20 protein-coding genes and 1 pseudogene are annotated in these 25,772 nt (G+C 68.1%); 6 read left to right on the forward strand and 15 right to left on the reverse strand.

The window, feature by feature from the left end; translation table 11 throughout:
* Positions 1 to 60 precede the first annotated feature (60 nt).
* From AB4120_RS09900 to AB4120_RS09915, 4 genes are all read right to left on the reverse strand, one after another.
* Positions 61 to 528, reverse strand: a complete 468-nt coding sequence (locus tag AB4120_RS09900; protein ID WP_149138057.1) for a carboxymuconolactone decarboxylase family protein — start codon at positions 526 to 528, stop codon at positions 61 to 63.
* A 153-nt stretch (positions 529 to 681) separates the two neighbouring features.
* Positions 682 to 1,959 carry an Nramp family divalent metal transporter gene (locus AB4120_RS09905; protein ID WP_149138056.1) on the reverse strand — a complete coding sequence of 426 codons (1,278 nt, stop codon included), beginning with the start codon at positions 1,957 to 1,959 and terminating at the stop codon, positions 682 to 684.
* A 164-nt stretch (positions 1,960 to 2,123) separates the two neighbouring features.
* Positions 2,124 to 2,696 carry a diguanylate cyclase gene (locus AB4120_RS09910; protein WP_149138055.1) on the reverse strand — a complete coding sequence of 191 codons (573 nt, stop codon included), beginning with the start codon at positions 2,694 to 2,696 and terminating at the stop codon, positions 2,124 to 2,126.
* A gap of 146 nt (positions 2,697 to 2,842) precedes the next feature.
* A complete protein-coding gene (locus AB4120_RS09915; protein WP_149138054.1) occupies positions 2,843 to 4,384 on the reverse strand; it encodes an acetyl-CoA hydrolase/transferase family protein in 1,542 nt (513 codons plus the stop codon).
* 297 nt (positions 4,385 to 4,681) lie between these two features.
* On the opposite strand from AB4120_RS09915, the gene AB4120_RS09920 reads away from it, so the two are divergent.
* Positions 4,682 to 6,463, forward strand: coding sequence for an FAD-dependent oxidoreductase (locus tag AB4120_RS09920; protein ID WP_149138053.1), 1,782 nt, complete (start codon positions 4,682 to 4,684; stop codon positions 6,461 to 6,463).
* 42 nt (positions 6,464 to 6,505) lie between these two features.
* On the opposite strand, the gene AB4120_RS09925 is transcribed toward AB4120_RS09920, so the two are convergent.
* Entirely contained in the window at positions 6,506 to 7,483 is a 978-nt protein-coding gene (locus AB4120_RS09925) for a hypothetical protein (protein ID WP_149138052.1), read from the reverse strand.
* 451 nt (positions 7,484 to 7,934) lie between these two features.
* Here AB4120_RS09925 and AB4120_RS09930 point away from each other — a divergent pair, with 451 nt between their 5' ends.
* The 3 genes from AB4120_RS09930 to AB4120_RS09940 all read left to right on the forward strand — a co-directional run bounded on the left by AB4120_RS09930 (position 7,935) and on the right by AB4120_RS09940 (position 10,427).
* A complete protein-coding gene (locus tag AB4120_RS09930; RefSeq protein ID WP_149138051.1) occupies positions 7,935 to 8,234 on the forward strand; it encodes a hypothetical protein in 300 nt (99 codons plus the stop codon).
* A 195-nt stretch (positions 8,235 to 8,429) separates the two neighbouring features.
* Positions 8,430 to 9,506: an alpha/beta fold hydrolase gene (locus AB4120_RS09935; protein WP_149138050.1), complete on the forward strand. Its 1,077-nt coding sequence runs from the start codon at positions 8,430 to 8,432 to the stop codon at positions 9,504 to 9,506.
* 42 nt (positions 9,507 to 9,548) lie between these two features.
* On the forward strand, positions 9,549 to 10,427 hold the full coding sequence (locus AB4120_RS09940) for a class I SAM-dependent methyltransferase (protein WP_149138049.1): 879 nt from the start codon (positions 9,549 to 9,551) through the stop codon (positions 10,425 to 10,427).
* Positions 10,428 to 10,562: 135 nt separating this feature from the next.
* Here the strand turns inward: AB4120_RS09940 and AB4120_RS09945 are convergent, their stop codons facing one another.
* From AB4120_RS09945 to AB4120_RS09955, 3 genes are all read right to left on the reverse strand, one after another.
* A complete protein-coding gene (locus tag AB4120_RS09945) occupies positions 10,563 to 10,973 on the reverse strand; it encodes a hypothetical protein (protein WP_149138048.1) in 411 nt (136 codons plus the stop codon).
* Positions 10,933 to 11,466, reverse strand: a complete 534-nt coding sequence (locus AB4120_RS09950; protein WP_187645273.1) for a M35 family metallo-endopeptidase — start codon at positions 11,464 to 11,466, stop codon at positions 10,933 to 10,935. Before AB4120_RS09950 ends, AB4120_RS09945 begins: the two co-directional genes overlap by 41 nt.
* An 86-nt stretch (positions 11,467 to 11,552) precedes the next feature.
* On the reverse strand, positions 11,553 to 11,951 hold the full coding sequence (locus AB4120_RS09955) for a PAAR domain-containing protein (RefSeq protein WP_187645272.1): 399 nt from the start codon (positions 11,949 to 11,951) through the stop codon (positions 11,553 to 11,555).
* Positions 11,952 to 12,159: 208 nt separating this feature from the next.
* On the opposite strand from AB4120_RS09955, the gene AB4120_RS09960 reads away from it, so the two are divergent.
* Positions 12,160 to 12,639 (forward strand): nuclear transport factor 2 family protein, encoded by a 480-nt coding sequence (locus AB4120_RS09960; protein ID WP_149138045.1) that lies wholly within the window; start codon positions 12,160 to 12,162, stop codon positions 12,637 to 12,639.
* A gap of 62 nt (positions 12,640 to 12,701) precedes the next feature.
* Here AB4120_RS09960 and AB4120_RS09965 read toward each other — a convergent pair.
* Together AB4120_RS09965 and AB4120_RS09970 are read right to left on the reverse strand one after the other, a co-directional pair.
* Positions 12,702 to 14,339, reverse strand: a pseudogene (locus tag AB4120_RS09965) (dipeptidase); the annotation flags it as partial.
* A 109-nt stretch (positions 14,340 to 14,448) separates the two neighbouring features.
* On the reverse strand, positions 14,449 to 15,594 hold the full coding sequence (locus AB4120_RS09970; protein ID WP_149138043.1) for an FAD binding domain-containing protein: 1,146 nt from the start codon (positions 15,592 to 15,594) through the stop codon (positions 14,449 to 14,451).
* 215 nt (positions 15,595 to 15,809) lie between these two features.
* Between AB4120_RS09970 and AB4120_RS09975 the strand changes: the two genes are divergently transcribed.
* A complete protein-coding gene (locus AB4120_RS09975; protein WP_392388539.1) occupies positions 15,810 to 16,394 on the forward strand; it encodes an HlyD family secretion protein in 585 nt (194 codons plus the stop codon).
* Here the strand turns inward: AB4120_RS09975 and AB4120_RS09980 are convergent.
* From AB4120_RS09980 to AB4120_RS10000, 5 genes are all read right to left on the reverse strand, one after another.
* A complete protein-coding gene (locus AB4120_RS09980; RefSeq protein ID WP_149138041.1) occupies positions 16,386 to 17,903 on the reverse strand; it encodes an MFS transporter in 1,518 nt (505 codons plus the stop codon). The genes AB4120_RS09975 and AB4120_RS09980 overlap by 9 nt on opposite strands.
* A 255-nt stretch (positions 17,904 to 18,158) precedes the next feature.
* Complete coding sequence (locus AB4120_RS09985) at positions 18,159 to 23,702, reverse strand: trifunctional serine/threonine-protein kinase/ATP-binding protein/sensor histidine kinase (protein ID WP_149138040.1); 5,544 nt, start codon at positions 23,700 to 23,702, stop codon at positions 18,159 to 18,161.
* A gap of 78 nt (positions 23,703 to 23,780) precedes the next feature.
* Positions 23,781 to 24,170 (reverse strand): response regulator transcription factor, encoded by a 390-nt coding sequence (locus tag AB4120_RS09990; protein ID WP_187645271.1) that lies wholly within the window; start codon positions 24,168 to 24,170, stop codon positions 23,781 to 23,783.
* 183 nt (positions 24,171 to 24,353) lie between these two features.
* Positions 24,354 to 25,472 carry a porin gene (locus tag AB4120_RS09995; RefSeq protein WP_149138039.1) on the reverse strand — a complete coding sequence of 373 codons (1,119 nt, stop codon included), beginning with the start codon at positions 25,470 to 25,472 and terminating at the stop codon, positions 24,354 to 24,356.
* A gap of 4 nt (positions 25,473 to 25,476) precedes the next feature.
* Positions 25,477 to 25,767, reverse strand: coding sequence for a XapX domain-containing protein (locus AB4120_RS10000; RefSeq protein ID WP_149138038.1), 291 nt, complete (start codon positions 25,765 to 25,767; stop codon positions 25,477 to 25,479).
* Between the last annotated feature and the right edge of the window lie 5 nt (positions 25,768 to 25,772).

The raw sequence follows: 25,772 nt of genomic DNA on the forward strand, positions 1-25,772 counted from the left end.
ATCCCGCTGTCGGCGCCCTGCGGTAGTCCAACCTGGCGCGCTAGCCCAGCAACGTCCCGATCAGAAGCCGGGAGCCGGCGTTTCCGGAATCTGGTTGCGCAGGCTCAGGTTCATCACGTTCCAGCCCCGGATGGCGGCGATGGTATAGGACAGCTCGGCGATTTCCTGCTCGCTGAACTGTTCGCGCAGGGCCGGCCAGGCGGCGTCGGTCAGGTCCTGGTGGGGCAGCGCGTTGACGGCCTCGGCCCAGCCCAGCGCGGCGCGCTCGCGGGCGTTGAAGAACGAGGCGGGCGCCTCACGCCAGCCGGCGATGGCGTTCACGTGGCGCGGGTCCAGGCCCTGCTTGATCAGGTCGCGCCAGTGCATGTCCACGCAGACGCCGCACTGGTTGATCTGCGAGACGCGCAGCTGCACGATTTCCACCAGACGCGGGCCCAGCGAGCTTTGCTTGACCGAACCCGACAGCGCGATCATGGCCTTCAGGTTGGCCGGGGCGAGCTGGAAGAAGTTAATACGCGATGCACTCATGATGGTTCCTCACGGTAGTTCAAGGGAGTTGGCGTGCGCCCTTTGCGCCTGCCTTTCCCTGTAAGACGTACCGCGACCCCGGCTTGTGACAGCTTTCCCAAAAAATTTCATAAAAATCCGATCGAACCCGATCGAACCCGATTTTCCGAACCCTCAGTTCATCCATTCCCGGAAGGTGAGGAAGAGCATGGCCGCGTTCATGGCGATGATGATGCCCACCGTCAGCGACGCCAGGATCACCACGCTGCGCGGGTTGGCGTAGGCGCCCATGCGGGCGCGGCTGCTGGTGAAGCGCACCAGCGGAATCGCCGCGAACGGCAGTTGCAGGCTCAGCACCACCTGGCTGGCGATCAGCAGTTGCGCCACGCCTTTGTCGGCATACAGCCATGCCACGATCAGCGCCGGCACAATGGCCACGCCGCGCGTGAGCAGCCGCCGCGCCCACGGCGCCAGCCGCGTGCGGATAAAGCCCTCCATGATGACCTGCCCGGCCAGGGTGGCCGTCACCGCCGAGCTTTGGCCCGAGGCCAGCAGGGCCACGGCGAAGATCACGCTGGCCCAGGCGGCGCCGGTCAGCGGTGAGAGCAGGTGGAAGGCCTGCTGGATCTCGGCCACCTCCGCGTGGCCGCTGCGGTGGAACACGCCGGCCGCCGTGACCAGGATCGCACTATTAATAAAGAAGGCGATGGCGAGGGCCACCAGCGTGTCGACGGCGGTGTAGCGCAGCGCCCGTTGCAGCGCCGGCGGGCTGTCCTCCACGGCGCGCGTCTTGACCGCCGCCGAGTGGAGGTAGAGGTTGTGCGGCATCACCGTGGCGCCGATGATGCCCGTGGCGATGACCACCGCGTTGGCATCGGTGAGCGAACGCGGCGAGGGCAGCAGCCCCCAGCCCACCTCCGACCAGGACGGCTCGGCGATGATCAGCATCGCCACGAAGCACAGCAGCACCAGCGTGATCATGCTGATGACAAAGGCTTCCAGCCGCCGGAAGCCGCGCTGTTGCAGGACCAGCACCAGCAGCACGTCCAGCACGGTTAGCGCCACGCCGGCCAGCAGCGGGATGTTGAACAGCAGGTTGAGGGCAATGGCGGTGCCGATGACTTCGGCCAGATCGGTGGCGCAGATCGCCAGTTCGGCCAGGATCCATTGCGACCAGGCCGACCAGCGCGAGGCGCCGTGCCGGCACGCCTGCGCCAGATCCATGCCGGTGACCAGCCCGAGCCGGCTGGCCAGCACCTGGAGCAGCATCGCCATGAGGCTGGACATCGCCACGACCCAGAGCAGGGTGTAGCCGTAGGCGGACCCGCCCGCGAGGTCGGTGGCCCAGTTGCCGGGGTCCATATAGCCCACGGCCACGAGGTAGGCGGGGCCAAGGAAGCGGACGAACTCCCGCCACCTGGCGGTGGGCGGGCTAGGGATGACGGCCGACACGTGCCCATCCTACGAGGTGATGACCGCGCATGGCGCTCCCGTTCAAGTTGTGTGTGGCTCGGATGTCTCGCACTACCAAGGCAGCCAATTTAGCCGAATTCGTCAATCGCTGCGCTGAGGGCACATGATCGGTACGGTCATCGGGGCGCCGGTATGGTCCGGGTCTAGGAGTGCTGCGCCACGGGCTTGGCGCGCGCCGCCTGGGCGCGCAGACACCGGAGCAGTTCCTCTGCGTAGGGCAGCACCACGAACAGGCCGAGCGCGGCGAACAGGCTGATCAGGTAGGACGGCGGCAGGGGGTCGCGTTTCGGGGCGAGGGCGAGGCGCGGCGGCTCGGTACCGGCGCCGAACAGCGCCTGGAATTGGTCCCAGTGGGCTGCGGCCAGCATGGCCACGGCCGTGACCGGCAGCATCTCCAGCAGGCTGTGCATGTGCTGCTCGTTCGGTGGCACCGTGCGCCGGCTCACCGCGTAGCGCACGTCGATCCAGGCGGTAACCGCGTGGATCACCACGCCCGCGATCATGATGGCGAACAGCAGCGCATTCACCTCAAAGAACAGCACCAGCAGAACCGGGATGCCCACCTGGACCATCATCAGGCTGTGCAGGACCGATTCCCACACGCCCGCGTTGGTTTCGATGCGCTGGCGCCGGTGAAACCACCAGTCGCCCAGGCCCGCGAGGATCCAGAGCGGGATCAGGCCGTACATCAGGATCAGGCGAACCGGTTCTTGCATGGCGTCTCCAGCGGTGGCGGGAACTCACGCCACCTTCCGAAGCACGCTGCAAGTGCCGTTCCATGCCGAAAAGAGCCCGTTTGGGGGCCGTGGGAGGCAGCCGGCAGCCGGGCGGGATGTAAAAACCGCCCGGGGGTGCAGAAACGTCAGGCCGCCAGCGGCGTGGCTTCGATTGGCGCGATGGCCGCCGCCCGGGGCGCCGGCAGCATCGTGCCGTGCTCGCGGTAGTTCAGATGCCACGCAAACGCCTCTTCCAGCAGGTGCGGGGTCTGGCCGCCGCGTGCCTGGGCCCGGCGGAAGTAGTCGAGCAGGCCGTCGCGGTAGGCCGGGTCGGCGCAGTTGCGGATCACCTGGAGCGCCCGCTCGCGCGGTGCCAGCCCGCGCAGGTCGGCCAGGCCGTGCTCGGTGACGAGGATGTCCACATCGTGCTCGCTGTTATCCACGTGGGAGACCATCGGCACGATGCTGGAAATCCGCCCGTCCTTGGCCACGGACTTGGTCACGAAGACCGACAGGTAGGCATTGCGCGCGAAGTCCCCCGAGCCGCCGATGCCGTTCATCATGTGCGTGCCGCCCACGTGGGTGGAGTTGACGTTTCCGTAAATGTCGCACTCGAGCGCGGTGTTGATGGTGATCAACCCCAGCCGGCGCAGCACTTCGGGATGGTTGCTGATTTCCTGCGGCCGCAGTACCAGACGGGATTTGTAGCGCTCGATCTCGTCCAGCACACGGCGGTAGACCGGCCCGGACAGCGTCATCGACGATGCCGAGGCGAAGCGCAGCTTGCCGGCGTCGATCAGCGAGATGGTGCTGTCCTGCAAGACCTCCGAGTACATCGTCAGGTCATGAAATGGCGAATCTACGAGCCCGTGCAGCACGGCGTTCGCAATCGTGCCAATGCCGGCCTGCAAAGGCTGGAGCGAGGGCGAGAGCCGCCCGGCGCGCACCTCGCGCTCGAACAGCGCATTGAGATGCCCGGCGATCAGGCGCGTCTCGCCGTCTGGCGGCAGCGCGTTGGACGGGCTGTCGTCGCGCGCGGTGAGCACGATGGCCGCAATACGCGACGGATCGACGGGGATATAGGGCAGGCCGATGCGCTGCTCGACGGCAATCAGCGGAATCGGCTGGCGGTAGGGGCGCTGCACTGGGAAGGCGATGTCGTGCAGCCCTTCCAGCGCGGCCGGCATATTGGTGTTGATCTCGACGATGACCTGCTTGGCCATCATCGCGAAACTCGCCGAATTACCAACCGAGGTGGTCGGCACGATGCCGCCGGTCTCGGTGATGGCAGCGGCCTCGATCACGGCGATGTCCACCGGGGCAAGCTGGCCGCTGCGCAGCTGCTCCACGGTCTCGCCCAGATGCTGGTCGATGAACATCACCTCGCCGTCGTTGATCTTGCGGCGCAGGGTGGCGTCTGACTGGAACGGCAGGCGGCGCGCCAGCACATTGCTTTCGGCCAGGATCTTGTCGATGTCGTTGCCGAGCGAGGCGCCCGTGATCAGCGTGATCTGGAGCGGGTCGGTGGCGGCGCGGCGCGCCAGGGCGAAAGGTACGGCCTTGCAGTCGCCGGCGCGGGTGAAGCCGCTCATGCCGACCGTCATGCCGTCCTGGATCAGCGCGGCGGCCGCGTCGGCCGACATGATCCGGTCCTGCAGGGCGGCCAGGCGAATGCGATCACGGTACATCTTGTCTCCTTGCTTGTAGGCTTCTGAAGCCTGTCGGGGGCTTTTTTGGGGGCGTTGTCGGAGCCAGTGTAGCGAGCGCTGAGTATTCTCACCATGATTTAAATCGCTAGAAACAAGTCGATTTTTTCATGGATGGTGCTCGTCGTGCAAAGCGCCGCGCGCCGGGCAAATCGGCAAGCAACGGTGGGCATCGCTCCCTAAAATCTTCAGGTGTGTTTCGTGGCCACGCCGGCTACTATCTCAGTCGAGTACGCAGTCGAGTCCTGTCCTACCTGGACCTAGAGAGAGGGGAGTCGCATGGAGATGAAGCAGGCCGTTTCGGAGCCCGAAGCCAGTCCGGACCCGGTTGCCGATCAAGTCGCAAACCAGGCCGCGCACGAGCCGGTGGTGGGGCTGGAGGCGCCGTTCTCGGTGCTCGAGTCCCGCAAGCACCAGATGTTTCCGACCCTGACGCCGGCCGAGATCGACCGTGTGCGGCGGTTTGGCACGGTGGCGTCGTTCAAGGCCGGCGAAACGCTGTTCTGCATCGGCGACCCCGCCCCGGGCATGCATCTGATCCTGACCGGCAGGCTCCAGATCATCCAGCGCGACGGGCTCGGCAACCGTTTCCCGATTACCGACGAGGGCCCGGGCCAGTTCCTGGCCGAGGTGGGCCAGCTCTCCGGCAAGCCGGCGCTGGTGGATGCGGTGGCGCTGGAGGATTCCACCGCGCTGGTGGTGCCGCCCGAACGGCTGCGCGCGCTGCTGGTGGCCGAGGCGGATCTGGGCGAGCGCATCATGCGCGCGCTGATCCTGCGCCGGGTGGGGCTGATCGAGCGCGGCGGCGGCCCGGTGCTGGTCGGCAAGGGCACCCAGCCGCTGCTGCTGGCGCTGCAGGCTTTCCTGCGCCGCAACGGCTATCCGCACAAGGTGGTCGATATCGATACCGACCCCGACGCCATGGCGCTGCTCGATGTCAGCAACGCGCCCGCGAGCGATTTCCCGATGGTGATCTGCCCCGACGGCGGCATACTGCGCGCGCCGGACGAGGGCCAGCTCGCCTCATGCCTCGGTTTGGTGCCTGAATTCACGCCGGACCATGTCTATGACGTGGTGGTGGTCGGCGCCGGCCCGGCGGGGCTGGCGACGGCGGTCTATGCCGCGTCCGAAGGGCTGTCCGTGGCCGTGATCGACTGCCGCTCCCCGGGCGGGCAGGCCGGCGCGAGCGCGCGGATCGAGAACTACCTGGGCTTTCCCACCGGCATCTCGGGCCAGGCGCTGGCCGGGCGCGCCTTCGTCCAGGCGCTCAAGTTCGGCGCCCACGTGGCCATTCCGCTGGAGGTGAGCGCGCTCCATTGCGGCGAGAACCCGATCCGGATCGAGCTGACCGATGGCCGGATGGTGCCCACGCGCACCGTGGTCATTGCCAGCGGCGCCCAGTACCGGCGCGCGGAGATCGAATCGCTGGACCAGTACGAGGGCCGGGGCGTCTACTACTGGGCGTCGCCGGTGGAAGCCAAGCTCTGCAAGGACGAGCACGCGATGCTGGTGGGCGGTGGCAACTCGGCGGGGCAGGCGGCGGTGTACCTGGCCTCCCACGCGGCGGAGGTGCATATGCTGGTGCGCGGCGAGGGGCTCGAGGCCACCATGTCGCGCTACCTGATCGACCGCCTGAAGGGCCTGCCGAACGTATTCCTGCACACGCACGCGCAGATCACGGCGATGGAGGGCGATGGCTGGCTTTCCACGGTGCGCTACAAGGAGCGCTCCTGTGGCCCGGACTGCATCACCCGGCCGATGCGCCACGTGTTCCTGTTCATCGGCGCCGCGCCGAACACGGAATGGCTGCGGTCCTGCAACGTCACCACGGACCCCAAGGGTTTCGTGCTGACCGGCTATGAAGCCCACCAGTCCTGCACCGAGCGCGCCGACTACACGCTGGAGACCAGCGTGCCGGGCGTGTTCGCAATCGGGGATGTGCGCTCGGGCTCGACCAAGCGCGTGGCCGCCGCGGTAGGCGAGGGCGCTGCGGTCGTGGCGCAGATCCATCGCTACCTGGCGGGCATGCAGGCCGGCCAGACCGTGCAGGCGGTGGCCTAGGCGGCGCGTGCCGCACCCCGGCCACCTGCCATCAGGCCACGATCAGGCCGCCATCGCCGGAATTGGCACGCCGGCGGCTGGCATCGCGTACATCAGCGGTGCCATGGCGGCCTCGATGCGCGCCATCTGCTCGGCATCGACCATCCCGCCCAGCAGCTTGCTGAAGCGCGGTTCCAGCATCCCGGAGACGATATAGGTCCAGCGGTACGCCTTGAGCACCACGGCTTCCACCTCGGCGGCGCGCGGGGCGTCTGGCGTGCCACGGATCACGCGCATGACGTAGTGCGCGTCGGCGGTGGCCTGGGCCTGCAGGACCTGGTCCACGGCGCCCACCAGCGCGATCAGGTCGTCGATGGCAGCGTCACGCGTGGTGGGGCACATGCGGGCGTCCTCGCGCAACCATTCCAGTTCGTCGAGGTTGGCGTGCTGGGACTCCTCGCGCCAGTGGTACAGGAACACGTCCTTGTACAGGTCGGACAGGTCCGGCGACGTGCCGATGCTGCCGCGATAGTGCGCCTGTGACAGCAGCTCGATATGGCAGGTCAGCGCCAGCACCGCCCAGGTGCACTTGGAGAGCACGAAGGCGGCCACCTCATTGGCATCCGCCGTGAAGGTGTAGCCGGCCGGCATGCCCTGCGCGGCCAGTTGCTCGATGCGGCGGAACAGCTCCTGGTGCTTCAGTTCCTCGTCGGTGAAGCGCACCAGCGCCTCCAGCGCGACCTGGTCGCCAAAGCTGTGGGTGTGCGTCAGCTCCAGCACCTTGGCCGAGACAAAGCGCTCCACCAGCCCGAACATGTTGGCATAGGTGCGGCCCTGCACCTGGCTCACGAAGCGGCGTTCGGCCGCGCTGAGGAACGGCAGCTCGTCGGCCAGGGACAGCCCGTCGGGCAGGAACTTGTGGGAGAGATCGAAGGTGCGGTCGCGGATGACGTCACGGTCGATGTCCCAGCGGATGCGCTTGGAAGCGGCGATACAGCGGGCGTAGCGTGCGGTGTCGGCGGACAGGGATACGGCTTGCATTGCAAAACTCCTCTGGAATGAACGGCGTCCATGCAGAAGATGCCTTGCAGGACGTAGCCGGATCATTCCAGCGGCGCGCGCCGCCGACATGAGGCGGTGGTCCCGGGTTTGGCGGGCTTCGAGGGTTTTGGAGTGGGGCGGCTGTCCTGCTCGGGGGCTTGCCCGCTCCCCGGCGATCTCCTCCGGCTGTTCTGCCTGAGCGTGTGCGCAAGCGCGCCAGCGCCTCCAGCGCCCCCGGTAATTACCCGTGCCCGGGACCCTTGTCCCACGGAATCCCCCCGCATAGACCCTGAAGAATCCCTCAAACCGGGACACTCGCCTCATGTTCCCCCGCACCCTGCTGCCCACAATCGGCCCCTCGAACAAGGAGCGGTGCGGCTCAGGCGATCCCCCCACCGGTCCTTCATCCTGAGCCGTGATCGCCTTCCTGTAGTTGTAGTTGGAGTTTGCGATGTACACGAATCTTGCCAAGACCCTCTTGACCGCTTCCTCGCTGGCCATCGGCCTGTGCAACCTGGCTTACGCCGGGCTGGGGGGCGATCGTTCCGATCCTTCGATTTCCACCACAGCCTCGGCGCAGGCCAGCATGTCCGCCTGCAAGGGCGGCAAGTTCGATCCGTACCAGGACGGCCTGCGCATCGGCAAGCCGGATTCCTACACCGATGGCGCCCGGATGGATCAGCGCGACCCGTACACCGATGGCGCGCGGCTGGGCGCTACCGGTGGTGGATGTCTGCTGCGCATCGCCTGACCGCGGAAAATGCGCCGGGCACGGTATGCACCACGTCTGGCTTTCCGCACTTTGCGGGGCCAGCTGGCCGTGGTTTTGCCTGCACGCTGGGGATCGTTGACTAAGATTAGTCAATCGCCCGTTCCAAGCGGACGAGGTGAGCTATCGCCCCGGCGCTCCGCACCGGCCGTACCCTGTCCCGCGCGCGATCCCACCATGCCGATGCTGAAGCAGCAGATACGCCTTTGCACCAGCCGTGACCGGGTGCGACTGGCGTATGCCATCACGGGCAGCGGACCGCCGCTCGTGAAGGCCGCAAACTGGATGAGCCACCTCGAATTCGATGTGGGGAGTCCGGTCTGGAGCCACATGCTGTGCGCGCTGTCGGAGAACCACACGCTCGTGCGCTACGACGAACGTGGCTGTGGCCTCTCTGACCGCCACGTGGAGGACCTTTCCTTCGAGGCGTGGCTGCGTGATCTCGAAACCATCGTGGACGCCACCGGCGTCGATCATTTCCCCTTGCTGGGCATCTCCCAGGGCGCGTCGATCGCCGTGGCGTACGCCGTGGCGCATCCCGAGCGGGTGAGCCACCTCGTGCTGCACGGCGGCTACGCCCGGGGGCGCCTCAAGCGCAACCTGGGGGCCGAGATGCGCGAGGAAGCCGAGCTGATGGCGCGGCTGGCGGAACTGGGCTGGGGGCAGGAGAACCCGGCCTTCCGCCAGTTCTTCACCACGCAGTTCATCCCGGGCGGCACGGCGGAGCAGCACCGCTGGTTCAACGAGCTGGAGCGCGTGTCCACGTCGCCCGGCAACGCGGCGCGCTTCATGCGCATCTTCAACGACATCGACGTGGTGGAACTGCTGCCGCTGGTGACCTGCCCCACGCTGGTGCTCCACGCCGTACGCGATGCGCGCGTGCCGTTCGACGAAGGCCGGCTGATCGCCAGCATGATCCCGAACGCGCGCTTCGTGCCATTGGAGAGCGGCAACCACCTGCTGCTGGAGACGGAGCCGGCGTGGGACCGCTGGCTCGAGGAAGTACGCGCCTTCCTGCCCGCGCCGGTGCCGGTGGACGACCCGGCGTTCCACACCCTGACCCGGCGCGAGCGCGACATCGTCGTGCTGATCGCGCAGGGGCGCGACAACGCACAGATCGCCGCCTACCTTGGGCTGTGCGAGAAAACCGTGCGCAACCACATCACGAGCATCTTCTCGAAGCTCGAGGTGGAAAACCGCTCGCAGGCCATCGTGCTCGCGCGTGAGGCCGGCTTCAACCGGTCGCGCGCCTGAGCCGGCGGACCTGCCGGGCGATCCAATCAGGAGACCCCCATCATGACGACTACCCCCGACGCTGCCGCGTCTTCGGCCAATTCGCCGGCCAATTCGCCGGCCACTTCGCCGGCCACTTCGCCCGACCTTGCCGCCCTGAAGGGCCGCCAGCAGGTGGCCTGGGCCAGTGGCGACTATGCCGTGATCGGCACCACGCTCCAGATCGTGGGCGAGCAGCTGGCCGAAGCCTGCGACCTGCGCTGCGACGAGCGCGTGCTCGACGTGGCCGCCGGCAACGGCAACGCCACGCTGGCGGCGGCGCGCCGTGGCTGCATCGTGACCTCCACCGACTACGTCGGCGCGCTGCTGGAGCGCGGCGCCGAGCGCGCCCGCGCCGAGCGGCTCGACGTGACCTTCCAGCAGGCCGATGCCGAGGCGCTGCCCTTTGAGGATGCGAGCTTCGACGCCGTGCTCTCCACCTTCGGCGTGATGTTCGCCCCGGACCAGCCCAAGTGCGCTGCCGAGATGGCGCGCGTGACCCGGCCCGGCGGCCGCATCGGGTTGGCGAACTGGACCCCGCAGGGCTTCGTCGGGCAGATGTTCAAGACGCTGGGCGCCTATGTGCCGCCGCCGGCGGGCGTGTCGCCGCCGTCGAAATGGGGCGTGGAGGAGCACCTGAAGGCGCTGTTCGCGCCGCATGGGGTGGATGTCCACGTCACGCCGCGCCAGTTCAACTTCCGCTATCGCTCGGCGGCGCACTTCATCGACGTCTTCCGCACCTGGTACGGCCCCGTGCACAAGGCGTTCGCCGCGCTGCCGGCGGACAAGGCCAGCGCGCTCGAGGCGGACCTCACCACGCTGATCAACAGCCTGAACCGTGCCGGCAAGGATTCGATGGTGGTACCGAGCGAGTACCTGGAGGTGGTGGCGACGAAGCGGTAGGTGGGGAAGCGGTCTGCCAAGGATGGCGGCGGCGCGGCCGCCGCAGCAAAAAAAGCGCCACCGGTGCGGATGCGGCGGTGGCGCTTTCTGCTGCCGGTACGCTTCGCTTGCCATATCGATTTTTTGCGTCTTCCGTCACCCTTTGCAGCATTCATGAGGGCAGGCGGGTAGAAACTCTATCGCGATGGTTGAAGACGTTGCGCTGCTATATGAACCGATATTCTCCGTGCGATAGACACTCGTGCCTCCCCACACGATACCCGCAGGATCCTCGCCCATGTTGATAAGAAAATCCTTTACCCATGCCGCGCGACGTTTGACGATATCTTCGTTGTCACCTTCTTTTTCGATATATCCAACCAGCAATAACATTGCATGATTGGGATAATCTCGCTGCAATGTCGATACCCACGCTCCAAGGCTGCCAGCCTCGGCGCCGCTTAACCGATCCATCGCCGCTGGGAAGCGTACATTGAATTGTTTGCCCGGCGAGCAAGCTATCGCGCTACCGAATAAAAGCGCCGAAGCTGTCAGGAATAGGGCCATGAACGACGATATACCCCGCAACGTTGTCCGCATTCCTGATGCAGCCCTCGTTCTTTTCTCGTGCAATGGCAATAGCGTTCCACAATTTGTAGTAATCATCTTCGGTGTCCATGGTGTCGTGAAAATGGGAGACCTCGTGAGCGATGGTCAGCAGTTGTGAATCGCTTCGGTCGGAGAATTCAGGCAGTTCGCAGAACTTCAACGCGATGGCTGTCGTATGAGTCGAGACGTCGGGCTTGCACACTGCAGCGACGACGCCGCGTGTCTCGGCATTGGGGCGGGATACACATCCGACGAAGTCAAGCGCGCTAGCGGAGTGGCGCACGAAGTTGATTGGACGCAGGTTTTTGAAGACCGCCAGCATACGCATCAAGCCGGTAGTCAGCGTTTCGCGCATTCGGTTATCGGCAACGCCAAACCAGGTTTCCACGTCACCCCGAGCGTGATTATCCCAACGGTGAAGTTCCGCCAATCGCATCTCGGTGCGCGTCACACCAGCGCAGCGCATAGCCTTAGCGTCAGTTGGCCGAAGGCTTGGTTACTCATATTTGGACAGATGAGCTTCGGATTGTCCGCCAATTATCTTCTTGTATCGGTCCCGTCAGTCTTGTAACGAACTTCATCCGCCCATTGCGAGCGCACGGGAGATGGGGCCGCTGCCGCGTCCTTTCGTCGATTCACCTGCGTCGGCATCGTGAATTGCGAAGCAAATACCCGTGGATTTTCCTTGCATTGGCAGAATACCCTCGCGCCTTCCACCAGCACGGCTTTCCCCATGTCTGTCCAATGCGGATCGCAGTCGTTATAGACCGGCCCACCGACCTTGCACGCAGGACAGGTCGCGAAATCGCCCTCTACAGCGATGCGCTTGCCCATGTTTGTGGAATTGCTGGATGCCGTGAGAATGCCTTCGGTACCGGTGCGGTCCCCTTCGCCAAGCAGGTAGCGCTCGTCCACACCGTCAACACCTGAACGCATGGTCCTTCTCCATTCGTGAAAAGAACGAAGAGGGTGGCGCAGCCGCCGCTGGCGGGTCCATAGGCGTTCCGCGAATTTGTGTACCAGACTGCCCCAGAGAACCGATATGGCTATGCAGAATCTCCTTGACATACAGATCTGTCTACTCCACGATAGTAGACAGATCTGTCTCATTCTGGTGCCAGCCACCCATCCTCAAGGAGCTTCGATGTCGACCCAACCCGAATCCCGTCCGCCGTTTCCGCCCTTTACTCGTGAGAGCGCCACCCAGAAGGTCCGTGCGGCCGAGGATGGCTGGAATAGTCGCGACCCTGCGCGTGTGGCGCTGGCCTATACCGCCGACAGCCAATGGCGCAATCGGGCGGAGTTTGTCACGGGCCGGGCCGACATCGAGGCCTTCCTGTCGCGCAAGTGGCAGAAGGAACTGGATTACCGGCTGATCAAGGAACTGTGGGCGCACGATGGCAACCGCATTGCGGTGCGCTTTGCGTACGAATGGCATGACGACTCGGGCAACTGGTACCGGTCGTATGGGAATGAAAACTGGGAATTCGACGATAACGGGCTGATGCAGCGGCGTTTTGCCTGCATCAACGACGCGCCGATCCGCGAGGCGGACCGCAAGTTCTTCTGGCCGCTGGGCCGCCGCCCGGATGACCACCCCAGCCTGAGCGACCTGGGGCTGTAAGCGTGTAAGCGTGTAAAAGCCGGCATGCGGGGCGGGGGCCCTGCAGCCCCCGCCCCGCATGCCGGCATGGCCGGGCCAAAGTTGATCGCGTTCGGCATCAGCTTGGCCGTGGTGCTGCCGGCCGTAGGCACCGGCTTGGCCTCAAGCCCCGTGGTGTCGCCGTAGATATTCAGCAGTGTGGAGAGCCATGCGCCTTTGGGATCACGCGCCATCCAGTTGCCCTGGTCGTGCTGGATCTCCACCGCAGTCTGCGTGGCGCTGGCCCAGGTGTTGATCCTGGTCGCCACCCGGGCGCGCAGTTCGTCCGGCGTGGCGCCGCGCGGCATGCGTACGTTGGCGGTGACTTCGAGCTTGCCGTTGCGCTCGCGGATCAGCGTGGGCGACATCGTCAGCGGACCCATGAAGTCGTCCCGATAGCCCACTTCCATCTTCTCGCCCAGATAGCCGGTGCCGTACAGGTCGCCCAGGTAGCGGATAGCGCGCGCGTACTGGTTATCCGCGAACGGCACGCCGGCACCCTGCAGGAACAGCGCCAGGCGCGGCACCGGGTTCACGCCTTCCTCGGGGCGGGAGCCATGGGCCGACGAGCCGGTCACCTTGACGTCCACGCCGCCGGCACCCGGCGTCACGTCGATCGAGAACTTGCCTTGCGCGGCGTGCTGGGCGATGAACGGCTCGCGCGCTTTCTCCAGCGCGGCGGCCACGGCGGCCGGATCGCCGCCCGTGATGCGTGCCGTGGCGGTCTGCGGAATCGCGTTGGCGGAGGCCGCGCCGGCCATCGCCACGATGGCGGGTGCCTTGCCGTCCGTTGGCTGGTCCGCGAAGCGCACCGTCAGCGCGCCCGAACCCTTCTCGGCCACCACCGCCGGGTACTTGCTGTCCAGCACGATGTTGTACGCCGGCAGCGTGGTGTGCGCCTGGTAGTACTTCATGCCGTCGCCGCCGGTTTCCTCGGTGGTTTCGATCATCAGCCGGATGGTGCGGGCCAGCGGTACGCCACTCTCGCGCACGGTCTTCATCGCGTACAGCGCCGCCGCGATGGAACCCTTGTCGTCGATGGTGCCGCGCCCGTACAGGTAGTCGCCCACGCGGGTCACCTTGAACGGGTCGAGCCTCGTGCCGTCGTCGAGCACCCATTCGTCGGCCACCACGGGCACCACGTCGGCATGCGTGAGGATGCCGAAGGTGTCCGTGCCGGTGCCGGGCAGGGTCACCTCGAACACGCGGTTGTCCACGTTGCGGTAGGTCAGGCCGAAGTCCCGCGCCATGCGCTCCACCACCTTGCCGAACGCGATGATGGCCGGGTTCTCGTGCTGCGGCACCTTCTCGTCGCGCACGGTGCGGATCGCCACCATCTCGGTGATGCTGTCCAGCACGGCGGTCTGGTTGTGGAGCCGGTTATAGACGCCGAGCAGCCGGCCGATATTGACGAGATCGTCGCCCTTGAGCGGCTTCTTCGCCCGGTAGGCCCGCACGGCCGGCGCCAGCTTCGGCTCGGCCTTCACGGCGGCGGCGAGGAAGGCGTTGAAGCTGGCCAGCGGCTTGGCCGACTGGCTGGCCACCAGGCGATCGAGCGCGGGTTTGGCCAGCGTCTCGGCCAGCGCCGCGCCGGGGAGGGAAATGGCGAGCAGCGGGGCGAGCAGGGCGGCCAGCAAGGCACCCCGCAGGGGGGAGGTCGGCACGGCAGGCAGGCGGTTCATCGATGTCTCTCGTAGCGGTCTTGTGATGGATGCGCATGATAGCAGCGCCTCCATCGTCACCGATGGCCTGGATCGCCCCGCATGGGCCGCGCGCCGGCCCCGCCAGGGCTCAGGCGGCGTCGTGCCGGCCCATGATGCGGGTGCCGAGTGCCATGCCCCAGCGCACCAGTTGCGCGCCGGCCGGCAGCTGGGTGCGCTCCCATTGGGACAGCGCGGCGTCGATGCCACCGCGGTTGGCGTACAGTGCGCGGCCCAGTGCCACCGCATTGCCGGCCGCCTTGCCCGCGCCAGCGCCGGTATGGGGTCGTGCGACGAAGGCCGCGTCTCCGGTCAGCACCACGCGGCCAAACACCATGCGCGGCGCCTCGTAGTCGTGAATCAGCTGCAGGAAGGGGTCGGGCGTGCCGGTGACCAGCGTGGCAAGGTCCGGCGCGAGGTCGCGCCGCGCGGCGTGACGCAGGCCATCGATCTCGCCGTCGCGCATGACGCCCGGGGGGAGCGAATGGAGGTGCTGATGCCCCACGCGATCCCGCAGCGCCGCGTCACGCGCCGGGCCGCCCGGCAATGGTCGATACCAGACCCAGTTCTGCCGGCGCTGGCCCGGCGCGGTCTCGCCGTTCTCGCCGGGAATCAGGTAGGTCAGCAACTGGTGACCGTGCCCTTCCTCGAAGGCGAAGGTGTTGTGCAGGAGCTGGCGCGTGGCGTCCGGCAGGGCGGACTCGGGCAGCACGCCGCGCCAGGCCGCGTAGCCGGCGTAGGCCGGCGCGGCGCCGGGCAGCAGTTGCGCGCGCACGGTGGAGAGCGGCCCGTCCGCCGCCACAAGCAGGTCGGCGGTTTCCGTGCGGCCGGAGGCGAAGCAGGCGGTCACGCGTGCGCCATGCTGCCGCAGCGCCAGGAAGGTCTCGCCCGCATGCACGGCGCGGGGGCCGAGCGCCTGCCGCATGTGACCGTACAGCCCGTTCCAGGCGATCTGCGTCTGCGGCATGTAGACGCGGCGCACGTCGCCACTGCGCGTGACGAAGATGCGGCCGCCCGATGGCACGCCGAAGTCCTCGGGCAACGGCGCGCCGGCAAAGGCGAGCGCGTCGGCCACATCGGGCTGCAGGACGAGGCCGCCGCCCCGGCTGTCGAGCGCCTGGGGCGAGCGTTCGAATACATCCACGTGCCAGCCGATGGCGCGCAGGCAGAGCGCCGTGAACAGGCCGCCGAGAGAGCCGCCGATGATCACGGCGCGAGGGGTGGAGGTGGGATGCATGGTCGTCAGGGAGGTGGAGGCGTCTTCGCATCGTAGGTTCGGGCCCGGGTGCCGCCAATCGGCCACAGGTTTGCTGCGCGTGACACGAAGGTATAGGCGCCCGCCCTCGCGGCGTTCCAATCGACAAAAAACCGGCGGACGCGCCATCCCTGCGGCATCGGCGTGCCAACAATTCGCTCCAAGGGATGTCCTGCCCTCGTCCTCAAGGAGTTGTCATGAGTATCCGGTCGCATGCATCATCGGGACGGCCGCTTGCCGCCGCGTGGGCCGTCGCCTGCGCGATGGCCGGCCTTGCCGCCGTTGTCGGGCACTGGTGGATCGAGGGGCGCCATTTCGAAACCACCGATGACGCCCACGTGGCCGGCAGGATTGCCGATGTCACGCCGCGCGCTGCCGGCGCGGTGGTGGCGATCGGCGCCCTCGACCCGCGGCGCGCGCCACCGGACGCAGTGTGGGTCGATGCACGGTTCATGAAGAGCCAGCTCGCGCGGCTGCGCACCGGCCAGCCGGTGACGCTGTACGCAGACGCGTATGGCGCGCGGGTGCGCTACCACGGCACGGTGGCGGGGTTCTCCGCACGCAGCGGTGCGGCGCTCTCGCCGCTGCCCGCCCGCAGTGCCATCTGCCGGTGGATCAAGCCGCCGCAGCGGTTGCCGGTGCACATCGCCCTGAACCGGGCCGAACTCGCCGCCCATCCGCTGCCTGTGGGGTTGTCGATGCACGTGACGGTAGACGTGCGCACGCGGGGCGCGCCGGACCCGATGGGGCTGATGGAACCGAGCCAGCGCCCGCTAGCGTAGCCAGCGCTGCCAGACGGCGACGGCGGCGATACCCAGGCAGACGACGGCGACCACCGCCAGCATGTTGGCCGATGCCACCAGCACCGCCTGCTGGTCGATCAGTTGCGACAGCGCGGCCAGCGCGGCGGCATCGGGCGGGGTGGCCAGCCCGTAGGGCGTGACGCGGGTGATGAGGTGCGTCCGCGCCACGGCCTCGCCCGCCTGGAGCCACTGGCCAGCCAGCCCGGTGCCGGCCATCAGCGCCACCTGCCGGAGGATGTTCTTGAACTGGTAGGCGTGCGAGAAGTCCTCGAGCGGGGTGTCCATGAAGGTGAGCTTGGCCACGAGGATCAGTGTGAACGGCAACGCCACGCTTTGCAGCAGCAGCACGGGCAGGATGGCCGACACCGGGAGTCCGTCCATCAGGCGGGTGCCCAGCAGCCATGCCGCCGCCGCCGTCATGGCGTAGCCGAGCGCGAGGTAGCGCCGCGCGCCGGGCAGGCGCGCCCCCAACAGCACGAACGCAACGCCGGCCACCAGTCCGCCGAGCGCCGACAGGGTCAGGACCATGCCGGTGGTTTCGAACGTGAAGCCGAGGCCGAGCTGCATCACGTTGGAGACCGTAAAGCTCCAGAGTCCGCTCAGGCAGGCAAAGATCGAGTAATAGGCCAGCCCGGTGAAGTAGCGGCGGCCGTTCAGGCGGCGCGGGCTGAGCCAGGCGTCCGGCGCGCGGCGCAGCCGGATGAACGCGAGCACGACGATGACCAGACCGGCCAGCGGCGCGGTCGCCACGCGCAGCGAGTCGCCGGTGGCATAGAGCCGCAGCGAGGCCAGGCCATGTACCAGCACGAGCGCGCCGGCGCCAATCAGCAAGACGGTGAGCCAGTCCATGCTGGCTACGTCGTCGAGGTCCGGTGTGCGTGGCGGACGGGCGCGGTGCGGGTAGACGCAGAACACGAACAGGGCCGTCAGCGCGGCCAGCAGCGCCTGCACGAGGAAGATCATGCGCCAGCCGGTGTCGAGCATCAGCGTGGCGGTCAGCCAGGGCGCCAGCGCCGGCAGGCCAATCGTGCCGATAACGAAGCCGATCAGCAGGCGCGGGCGCTCCGCCGGCGTGGCGATCAGCTGGATCAGCACGCGGGATGCCGAGAACAATCCGCCGGCGCCCAGCCCCTGCACCGCCAACGCCGCGGACAGCTCCGCGACATTGGACGACGCGGCGCACAGCAGGCACCCGACGAAGGCGATGGCGAGGCCGAGCAGCGTGTACCCGCGATAGCTGAGATCGTCGGCAATGCGCCGGGTCAGCAGGTTGGCGACGATGGCCGCCCCGGCATAAGCGGTGAGGCACCAGAGGAAGTCATCGGGCGTGGCGTAGATGCCGGCGCGGATGTGGAGTGTCCCGGTGGCGAGCATCGACGTGGCGACAAAGTCCACGCCCGTTGCGCAGCCCAGCGCCAGGCCCAGCCACTGCACACGCGCCCGGGACAGCTCGGGCAGCGCCTGCAGCGGTGCGGCGTCAGCCGGCATGCGGGTCGAGGCGCGTGGCCAGAGGCCTGGCGCGCAGCGTGAAGGGAAGGGCGATTCGGGACATGCATTGCTCCGGGGTCAGGCCGGCATCCGGCAGGTCTCCAGCTTAGGCGTGTCGCGCCGCCGGCACACTCGTCCCCGCGCATGGCCGCCCCCGTGCCACGGTCGCAAACAACTATCCCTGCGTATAGGGTCCAGCGTTTCGGGTCTAGCGTATAGGGGTGCGTTCGGGGGACGCCCGGGGCGCGTGCTTCCTCACCCGCCCAGCGGCCAACACAGCGGCAGCGTGAACGAGAATTCGGTGCCGTGCGGCGCGCGCGGCGTGGCCCGGAGCCGGCCCCTGTGTGACTCGACGATGGAGCGGCAGATCGCCAGCCCCATGCCCATGCCGTTCTCCTTGGTCGTGTAGAACGGCTCGAACACATGGTCGATGTCGCCGTCGCCGAGGCCCGCGCCGGTGTCCGCCACGCTGATTTCCAGCATGTCGTCACCGGCGATGCGCGTGCCCATGCTCAGCACGCGGGCGCGGTTGGTGACGTCGCCCATCGCCTCCACGGCGTTGACCACAAGGTTCAGCAGCACCTGCTGCAACTGCACGCCGTCGCCAAAGACGCGGAAGGCATCGGCATGCAGCGCCAGTTGCACGGAGACCTGCCGGCGCTCGATCTCGCTGCGCGAAATGGCGAGGATATGGCGGATGGCCTCGTGCATGTCCACCTCGCCCAGGACCGGCGCGGCGTTGCGCGTGAGCCCCTGCAGGCTGCGGATCATGTCCCCGGCGCGCTGCCCCTCGCTGGCAATGGCATGGAGGCCCTCGCGTGCGTACTCGATCTCGGGCTTGCTGCGCGCTAGCCAGCGCAGGCTGGCGCCCGCGTTCGAGACGATCGACATCAACGGCTGGTTGATCTCGTGGGCGATGGAGGCCGTGAGCTGGCCCACCGTGGTGGCACGCGCCACGCGCGCGAGGTCGGCCTGGGCGTTGCGCAGTGCGTCGTCGGCGCCGCGGCGCGTGGTCACGTCCGTGACGGTGCCGACGTACTCCAGCGTCTCTCCGTCCGTCACCAGCGGCTTGCCGATGCCTTCTACGTAACGGATCGCGCCGTCGCTGCGCACAATGCGGTACTCGAGGTGGATCGGCGCCTGGTTCGCCACCGACTGGTTGATGGTGTGCAGTGCACTCGCGCGGTCGTCGGGATGCATCCGCGCGCCGAAGTCCTCCAGCGCGAAGTGCGCGCGCGCCATATCCAGCTCGAAGATCCGGCGCATCTCGTCGGAGCACGAGATGGCCTGCTGGCGCAGGTCCCAGCGCCAGCTGCCCGTATGGCTGACGCTTTCGCCCATGGTCAGCGAGGCCTGGCTCGCGCGGAGGGCGCGTTCCACCTGCTGCCGGCGGTCATTCTCGGCCAGCAGGTCTTCGTAGAGCCGTGCGGTGCGCAGCGAAATGGCGGCCTGCGAAGCGATCAGTTCGAGCACCTCGGTCTGCTCGGGCGTGAAGCCGTTGCCCAGCAGGCGGTTCTCGAGATACAGCACGCCGATCAGCGTGTTGTGGCGCGACATCGGGATGCAGATCGCCGCACACTGCGCGTGGGCCGCAAAGTACGGGTCGAGTCCGAACGGGTTGGCGCCGATTGCCGGGCCCACCATCGCTGGCTGGCCGGTGCGGATCACGGTGTGGAACATCGACATCGGCAGGTCATCGGCGGCAGGGGCGGCCTGCGCCAACTGCACGCGGATACCGGTGGGCGAGGTCTGGGCGCGCGCCTCGATGACCGGCGCCTTGCCCTGGAGGCGGATCAGCAGCCCGCGCTGCGCGGCGGCGTATTCGAGCGTGATGGTCATCAGCGTGTCCACCAGCTTGTCGAGGCGAATCTCGTCGGTCAGCGCGCGCGAGGCGCGGATCACGCTTTCTACGTCGCGGATACGCTTGCCGTTGGCGAGCACATAGGCTGGCCCCCGCGCCGCGTCGAACAGTTCGGGGTAGGTGACGACCATGTGGCGGGCCTTGCCGGTCGCGCCCCATTGCCGATAGCGGTCATGCGCCGCGCGCAGGTGACCCCGCGCGGCAGTGGTCAGGCCGGCCGCCATGCAGTAGTGGCCGGCGCGTTCGTGGGCCAGCGCGGCGATGTGCACGAAGCCATGCGCGGTGGCGTGGGCGATGGCCTGCTCGTAGCGCCTCATCGCGCCGAGCCCGTCACCGTCGAGCCGCGCCAGTTCCGCTTCCACGAGCAGCGCCTTGTCGGTAAAGGTGAGCGGATTGGCGTCCGCCCAGCGGCGCAGTCTGCGGGCGTCCGCTTCGAGCGTGGCGCGGCCTGTCGCGTCCGGCGTGCCGGCAGCCAGGGTCAGCGCGCGATAGAGGTGGAAGTCGACCTGATGGATATGGCCCGGCGCGGACCACGCAAGCGCGCCGGCCGTCTCCAGGCTCGCGGCGGCTTCGGCGTGCCTGCCAGCCAGATACTGCAGCGCGGCGCGATAGAGCCAGTACCAGAATTCCAGCGTGGACATGCGCTCCCGCGCCGGCGTGCGGGCGAGGTCGTGGCCGTCGAGCACGGTGGGGGCGGCGGCGTCGGGTGGGAATGCCGCTTCGCGCAGCCCGTCGACAAAACGCTGTTGCAGCAGCAGGATGGCCTCCACGTCGTGGAAGCCGGTCTGCCGCACGAAGTCTAGTCCACCGGCGATTTCGGCGGAAACCTCGTCCAGGGTGTCGCCGCGTGCGAGCCGGTTGGCCACCAGATGGCAGCAGACGAAGCAGGCCGTGGTCATGTCGCCGTTGGCGACGCCGGCCGCGAAGCCCGCCCGGGCGCAGTCGGTCGAGTAGCCCAGCGGCTGCGTCCACACGCTGAGCTGGTCGAGCGGCAGCAGCGTGCGGGCTTCATAGGCGGCGTAGCCATGCCGCGTGACCAGTTCCCGCGCCATCGCGCCGTAGCGGAAGCCGTCCTCGTAGGCCGCGTAGCGATGGCAGACCAGCACACCGAGCCAGCCCAGCGCGGCGGTGGAGGGGCCGCTGATGCCGTGCGCGAGCGTCAGCCAGATCATCTCGCACAGCTCCAGGAAAACCAGGTGCTCGTCGACGAAACTGGCGGGCACCGAGAGCGCGGCCAGCAGCGCCATGGCCGCCTTGACATCGGGGTCCGACATCTGGGGAAGGTGCGCCAGCGCCTTGAGTCCATCGGCGTCCAGCCGGGCCTCGATGGCGCGGTAGGCGGCGTCGGCATCCGCGGCCGAGGGGTGCGCGGACAGCGAGATGCCGAACATGCGCAGCCCCCGGATGGCCGTTTCCACCGCCAGCGCGTTCTCCGAGCGCCGGGTGTGGAGTTCGGTCTTGAGCCGGTAGACCTCGGCAAGTTGGCGCGGGGGCGCGTCTGTCTCGAGCAGGGTTTCGGCCAGCTTCAGCGCCTCAGGCAGCCGGCCTTGCTGGAGCAGGCACGCGCAGCGCTCGCGCAGCAACGCAAAGTCCACCTCCCCGGCACCGGCATGCCCCTGCACGCGCGCGGTGCGCACGAACGCCAGGCCGGCGGTGACGGCGTCCAGCGCGGCCGGATAGGCGATGGCGCGCCGCGCGCGCGCGGCGGCGGCGAGGCACAGGCGGGCGGACTGGACGGCTTCGTCGGGGTCGGTGATCAGCTCCACCACCTGCGCCAGCAGCTCGGTGGCGCGGAACACGGTATCGTCGCGCAGGGCGCCTTCCGTGGCGTCTGGGGCGTCCCGCAGCAGCCGGCCCACGCGCAGGTGCACGCGGTCGCGCTCCTCGGGCGTCAGCAGCGCGTGCGCGGCTTCCTGCACGCGGTCGTGCGAAAACACGTAGCAGGGCTCCTGCAGGCCGATGGCGTCGGCAGCGCGCGCCGGCGCCAGCAGGGCGTGCAGTGCGCGCTCCTCCACCTCGAACGCGGCACAGACCAGCGCCACCTCCGACTGCCGGCCCAGGCACGCCATGCCGCCAAGCAGCTGGCGCGTGCGCGGCGGCAGCCGCTCCAGGCGCTGGAGCACCATATCGGCGACGTTGTCCGTGTAGGCGTGCCGTGCGATGTGCTGGAAATCGTACTGCCAGCTGCCGTCGTCGGGCGAGTAGGTGACAAGCCGGTCATCGACCATGGTCTTGATGAACTGGCCGACGAAGAATGGGTTGCCGAGGGTCTTCGCGTGGACCAGCCCCGGCAGCGGCTGCAGGTCGCGCCGGCGGGCGCGCAGCGTTTCGGCCAGCAGCGTGCCCACGGCCTCCACGTCCAGCGGCTGCAGCGCGAGGTGGCGGTCCTGGGGTCTGCCTTCCGGGCGAGCCAGCGCATCGTCCAGCGTTCGCGTGCTGCCCACGATCAGCAGCGGCAGCGGCGTGGTGCAGTCCAGCAGGCGCGCAAGCAGTTGGCGGGACGAGGGATCGAGCCACTGTAAGTCCTCGATCACCAATACCAGCGGGCGCTCGGGCAGCCCGAAGGTGCCGACGAGATTGCGCATCGCCAGATCGAAATGCACCGCGGTATCGGCGCTGCCTCCGCTTGCCGGGGCGGGCAGCGGGCCGGTCAGCGCCGCGAGCGCGGGCGCGATGCTCACGGCGGTGCGCGCATACGGGCCCAGGCCGTGGCTGACGCGCGCCTGCCAGTGGCGCACGCGGTCTTCGGGCTGGCCGAGGATATCGATGACCAGCCCGTGGAAGGCCTCCGCGATGGCGGCGTAAGGGGCCTCGTGCCGGAACTGGTCGGCCTTGCCCACGGCGCAGCAGACCTGCTGCTGGCGCAGGGGATCGACAAAGGCCCGCATCAGGGCAGATTTGCCGATGCCGGACGGCCCCCTCACCGTCACCAGTGCGTGCTGCCCTGTGAGGGCCACGCGCGCGTAGGCTTCGGCGAGTTCGCCCAGCTCGGCGTCGCGGGCAAGGAGCCGCTCCGGCAACTCGAGTTCGGCGGGCTGGTCGCGGCGGCCCAGTTCGAAGACGTCGATCCGGCCGAGTGTGCTCCACGCGGCCCGGCAGCGCCGGATATCCGCCTCCAGCCCCGCTGCGGACTGGTAGCGTCGGCTGGGGCGCTTGTCGAGCAGCTTCATGATCAGCAGCGACAGCGCTTCCGGCACGCCGGCGGCCACCCGGTGCGGCGGCACCGGTTCGCTGGCCACGTGGGCGTGGATCCACTCGTTGGCATCGGCCGGATCGCGCGCGGCGAACGGCAGCTGGCCGGTGGCCAGGCGGTACAGCACCACGCCGAGGGAATACAGGTCGCTGCGCGCGTCCAGCCCATTGCGGGTGCGGCCGGTGTGCTCGGGTGACATATAGGCCAGGCTCTCGCCACCGGCCAGCGTGTGCGGCGGCAGGGCGTCGGCGATGTCCCACTGCTGTGCGGTGGCCAGGCCGAAGCGCGTGAGACGGCACCGGCCTTCCGCGTCGGCGAAGAGGGCCGACGGCATGATCGCCTTGTGGATCAGCCCGGCCTCATGCGCGGCGCGCAGCGCCTGGCTGGCGCTTTCGGCCAGGGGGAGCAGCCGGGTGACCGGCAGGGGCGCGGGCGGCAGGCTCGCCAGCGGCGCCGCGTCTGTGTCGTCGTACACCAATGCCACGCCGCCCCGGTGCTGCACGCAGGCGCGCGGCATCATCGCCCAATCCGGGCGCAGCATGGCGGCGAGGCTGAATTCATTGTGGAGCCGGCGTGCCGCCTCGCCCTCGGTCAGCACCGACGCCGCGTGCGCCACCAGCAGGGTGCGGCCGTCCTCGACATGATGGCCGCGTGAGAGCGCGACGATGCCGTTGTGGCAGAGCGGCGTGAGGGCGAACTCGTCCAGCGATGCAAGGGTGGCCGGGCTTGTGTCGTAGGGCGTCATCGTGAGGCATCTATTGCCGGCCGCCGCACCGGTGAGCCGGTGCGGATAGTGGGGCGGGGGTGGGGGCGTTGCGCCGCGCTAGGTGCCTGGGTCTTCCGGGGCGGGCGCCAGCGCGCGCTCGATGCACGCAATGATAGCCGTGTCGAGGAAAGGCTTGTGCAGGAAGCAAGCCGCGCCGGCGGACATGGCGCGGGCCTCGTGGCCCGCCTGCGCGAAGGCGGTCATGAAGATCACGGGCATGTGCAGGCCGCGTGCGCGCAGGGCCTCGCACAGTGCGAATCCGTTCATCACGGGCATCTGTATGTCGGTTACCACGCAGGAAACCGTATCGAGGGTGGCCGATTGCAGCAATTCCTCGCCGCTGGCGTACAACGCCACGGCGAGGTCGAACGAGCGCACGAGCCGTCCCAGGGCGTGTCGGACCGACGCGTCGTCATCGACGATGGCGATCACCGGGGTGGCAGTCACACGGGGTTCCTTGAGTAGTCCAGAGCGATGACGGGGCCGCTTCGGGCCCCCACCGCTTGCTCACAGGATACTGCCAGGCGGGCGCGGCCCATATCATACGGTGGTATTGTCAGCGCCCGTCCCACACGGCGGCCGTGCCGCGCGGCGCCGGCCGCGTGATACCTAGGTATGGCTTGCGGCGGGTCAGAAGTAGTGGCGCATGCCCAGGGCAAAGGTCTGCGGGTCGGCCCCCGCGCTGACGCCAAGCTCGTTGATGGCGAAGTCGTAGACGGCGTTGGGGTGGTTGTTGATGCGGCTGTACCACGCGAACAGGGCCGTGCGCTTGGAGAGTGGATAGTCGTAGCCCACCGTCACCTGCGTGGCGCCGGTACCCGAGCCGCTGCGGAAGAAGCCGATAGTGTCCGTGGACGAGCCCGTGCCATTGGCGGCATAGGCGAAGCCGATCCGCACGCTGCCGGGACCGAGCTGCTGCACCAGCGAGGCGTAATAGCCGTTGCGCTGGAGGTCGCCGGTATCCGTGCGGTAGTGCAGGTGCTCGTAGATGGCGGAGACGCGCGTGCCGGCGAACAGCTGGTAGGCCAGGCCGACCTTGATGGCGTCGTCGTTGCGGCCGGCGGCCTGGTAGTGCTGGTGCACCTCGTAGGCCACGGTGGCGTTGAGCGGGCCGCGCTCGTAGACCGCCGCCGCCGAGTACAGCGCCGGATTGCGCGCCACGGCGGTCTTCTCCTCCGGCAGCCCCCAGCCCAGCCAGACGCTCACGCCGCCGAACTGCGGCGAGCGATATTGCACGATGTTCTTCTGGCGCCGATCGAACGAACTGGTGTCCTGCACGTTGTCCGACGAGGACGTGGAGCCGTTGCCGATCAGCGCCATGTAGCCGGCGGTGGTCGGGTAGTACGGGTCGTAGGCCGCCGTCGACTCGGTATAGGGCGTTTGCCAGTGCCCCATGAACAGCAGGCCGTAGTCGCCCTGGAGGCCGATGCGCGAGTTGCGGCTGGCGATCTGGCCCTGGCCGGTATCGAGCGACAGGTTGCTCTCGATCTGCCACAGCGCCTTGAGGCTGCCGCCAAGACCTTCCTCGCCGCGCAGGCCGAACACGGAGCGGTAGTTGGTCTGCCGCACCACGCTGCCCAGGGCAGTGCCGTCGGTGGCCGTGCTGGCGCGGCTATATTCGATGGCCGTATTGAGGCGGCCGTAGAGGGTCACGGTACTCTGCGCGGCGGCCGGTCCGCCGGCCAGGCACAGCCCGAACCCCAACCCCAGCGCGGCGACGCGCGCTGATACAAGACGTCGGTACGGCATGGGGTCAGCGCTGGCTCTCGTTCGATTTGACGGCCTCGCCGCCCTGGTTGGCGGCGGTCAGCGTGCTGGGCGGTGCCCCGGTGATCTTCGGCACACATTCGCTATGAAACCACGCGGCGGTGACCGGCTCGCCGGCCAGCATGCGCTTGATCGGCGGCACGACCTGTTCGCCGATCAGCATGCCTAGCAGGCCGATCAGCGCCACCACGGGCGGCGCGGGGGAGCGCACCTGCATCAGTGCATAGATGATGCCGACGAGGATGCCGGCGCCGAGGGAGACGAGATAGAGCTTCATGTGGG

Origin of the sequence: Cupriavidus sp. 2KB_3, assembly GCF_052115685.1 — a bacterium.
Classification (GTDB): Bacteria; Pseudomonadota; Gammaproteobacteria; order Burkholderiales; family Burkholderiaceae; genus Cupriavidus; species Cupriavidus campinensis.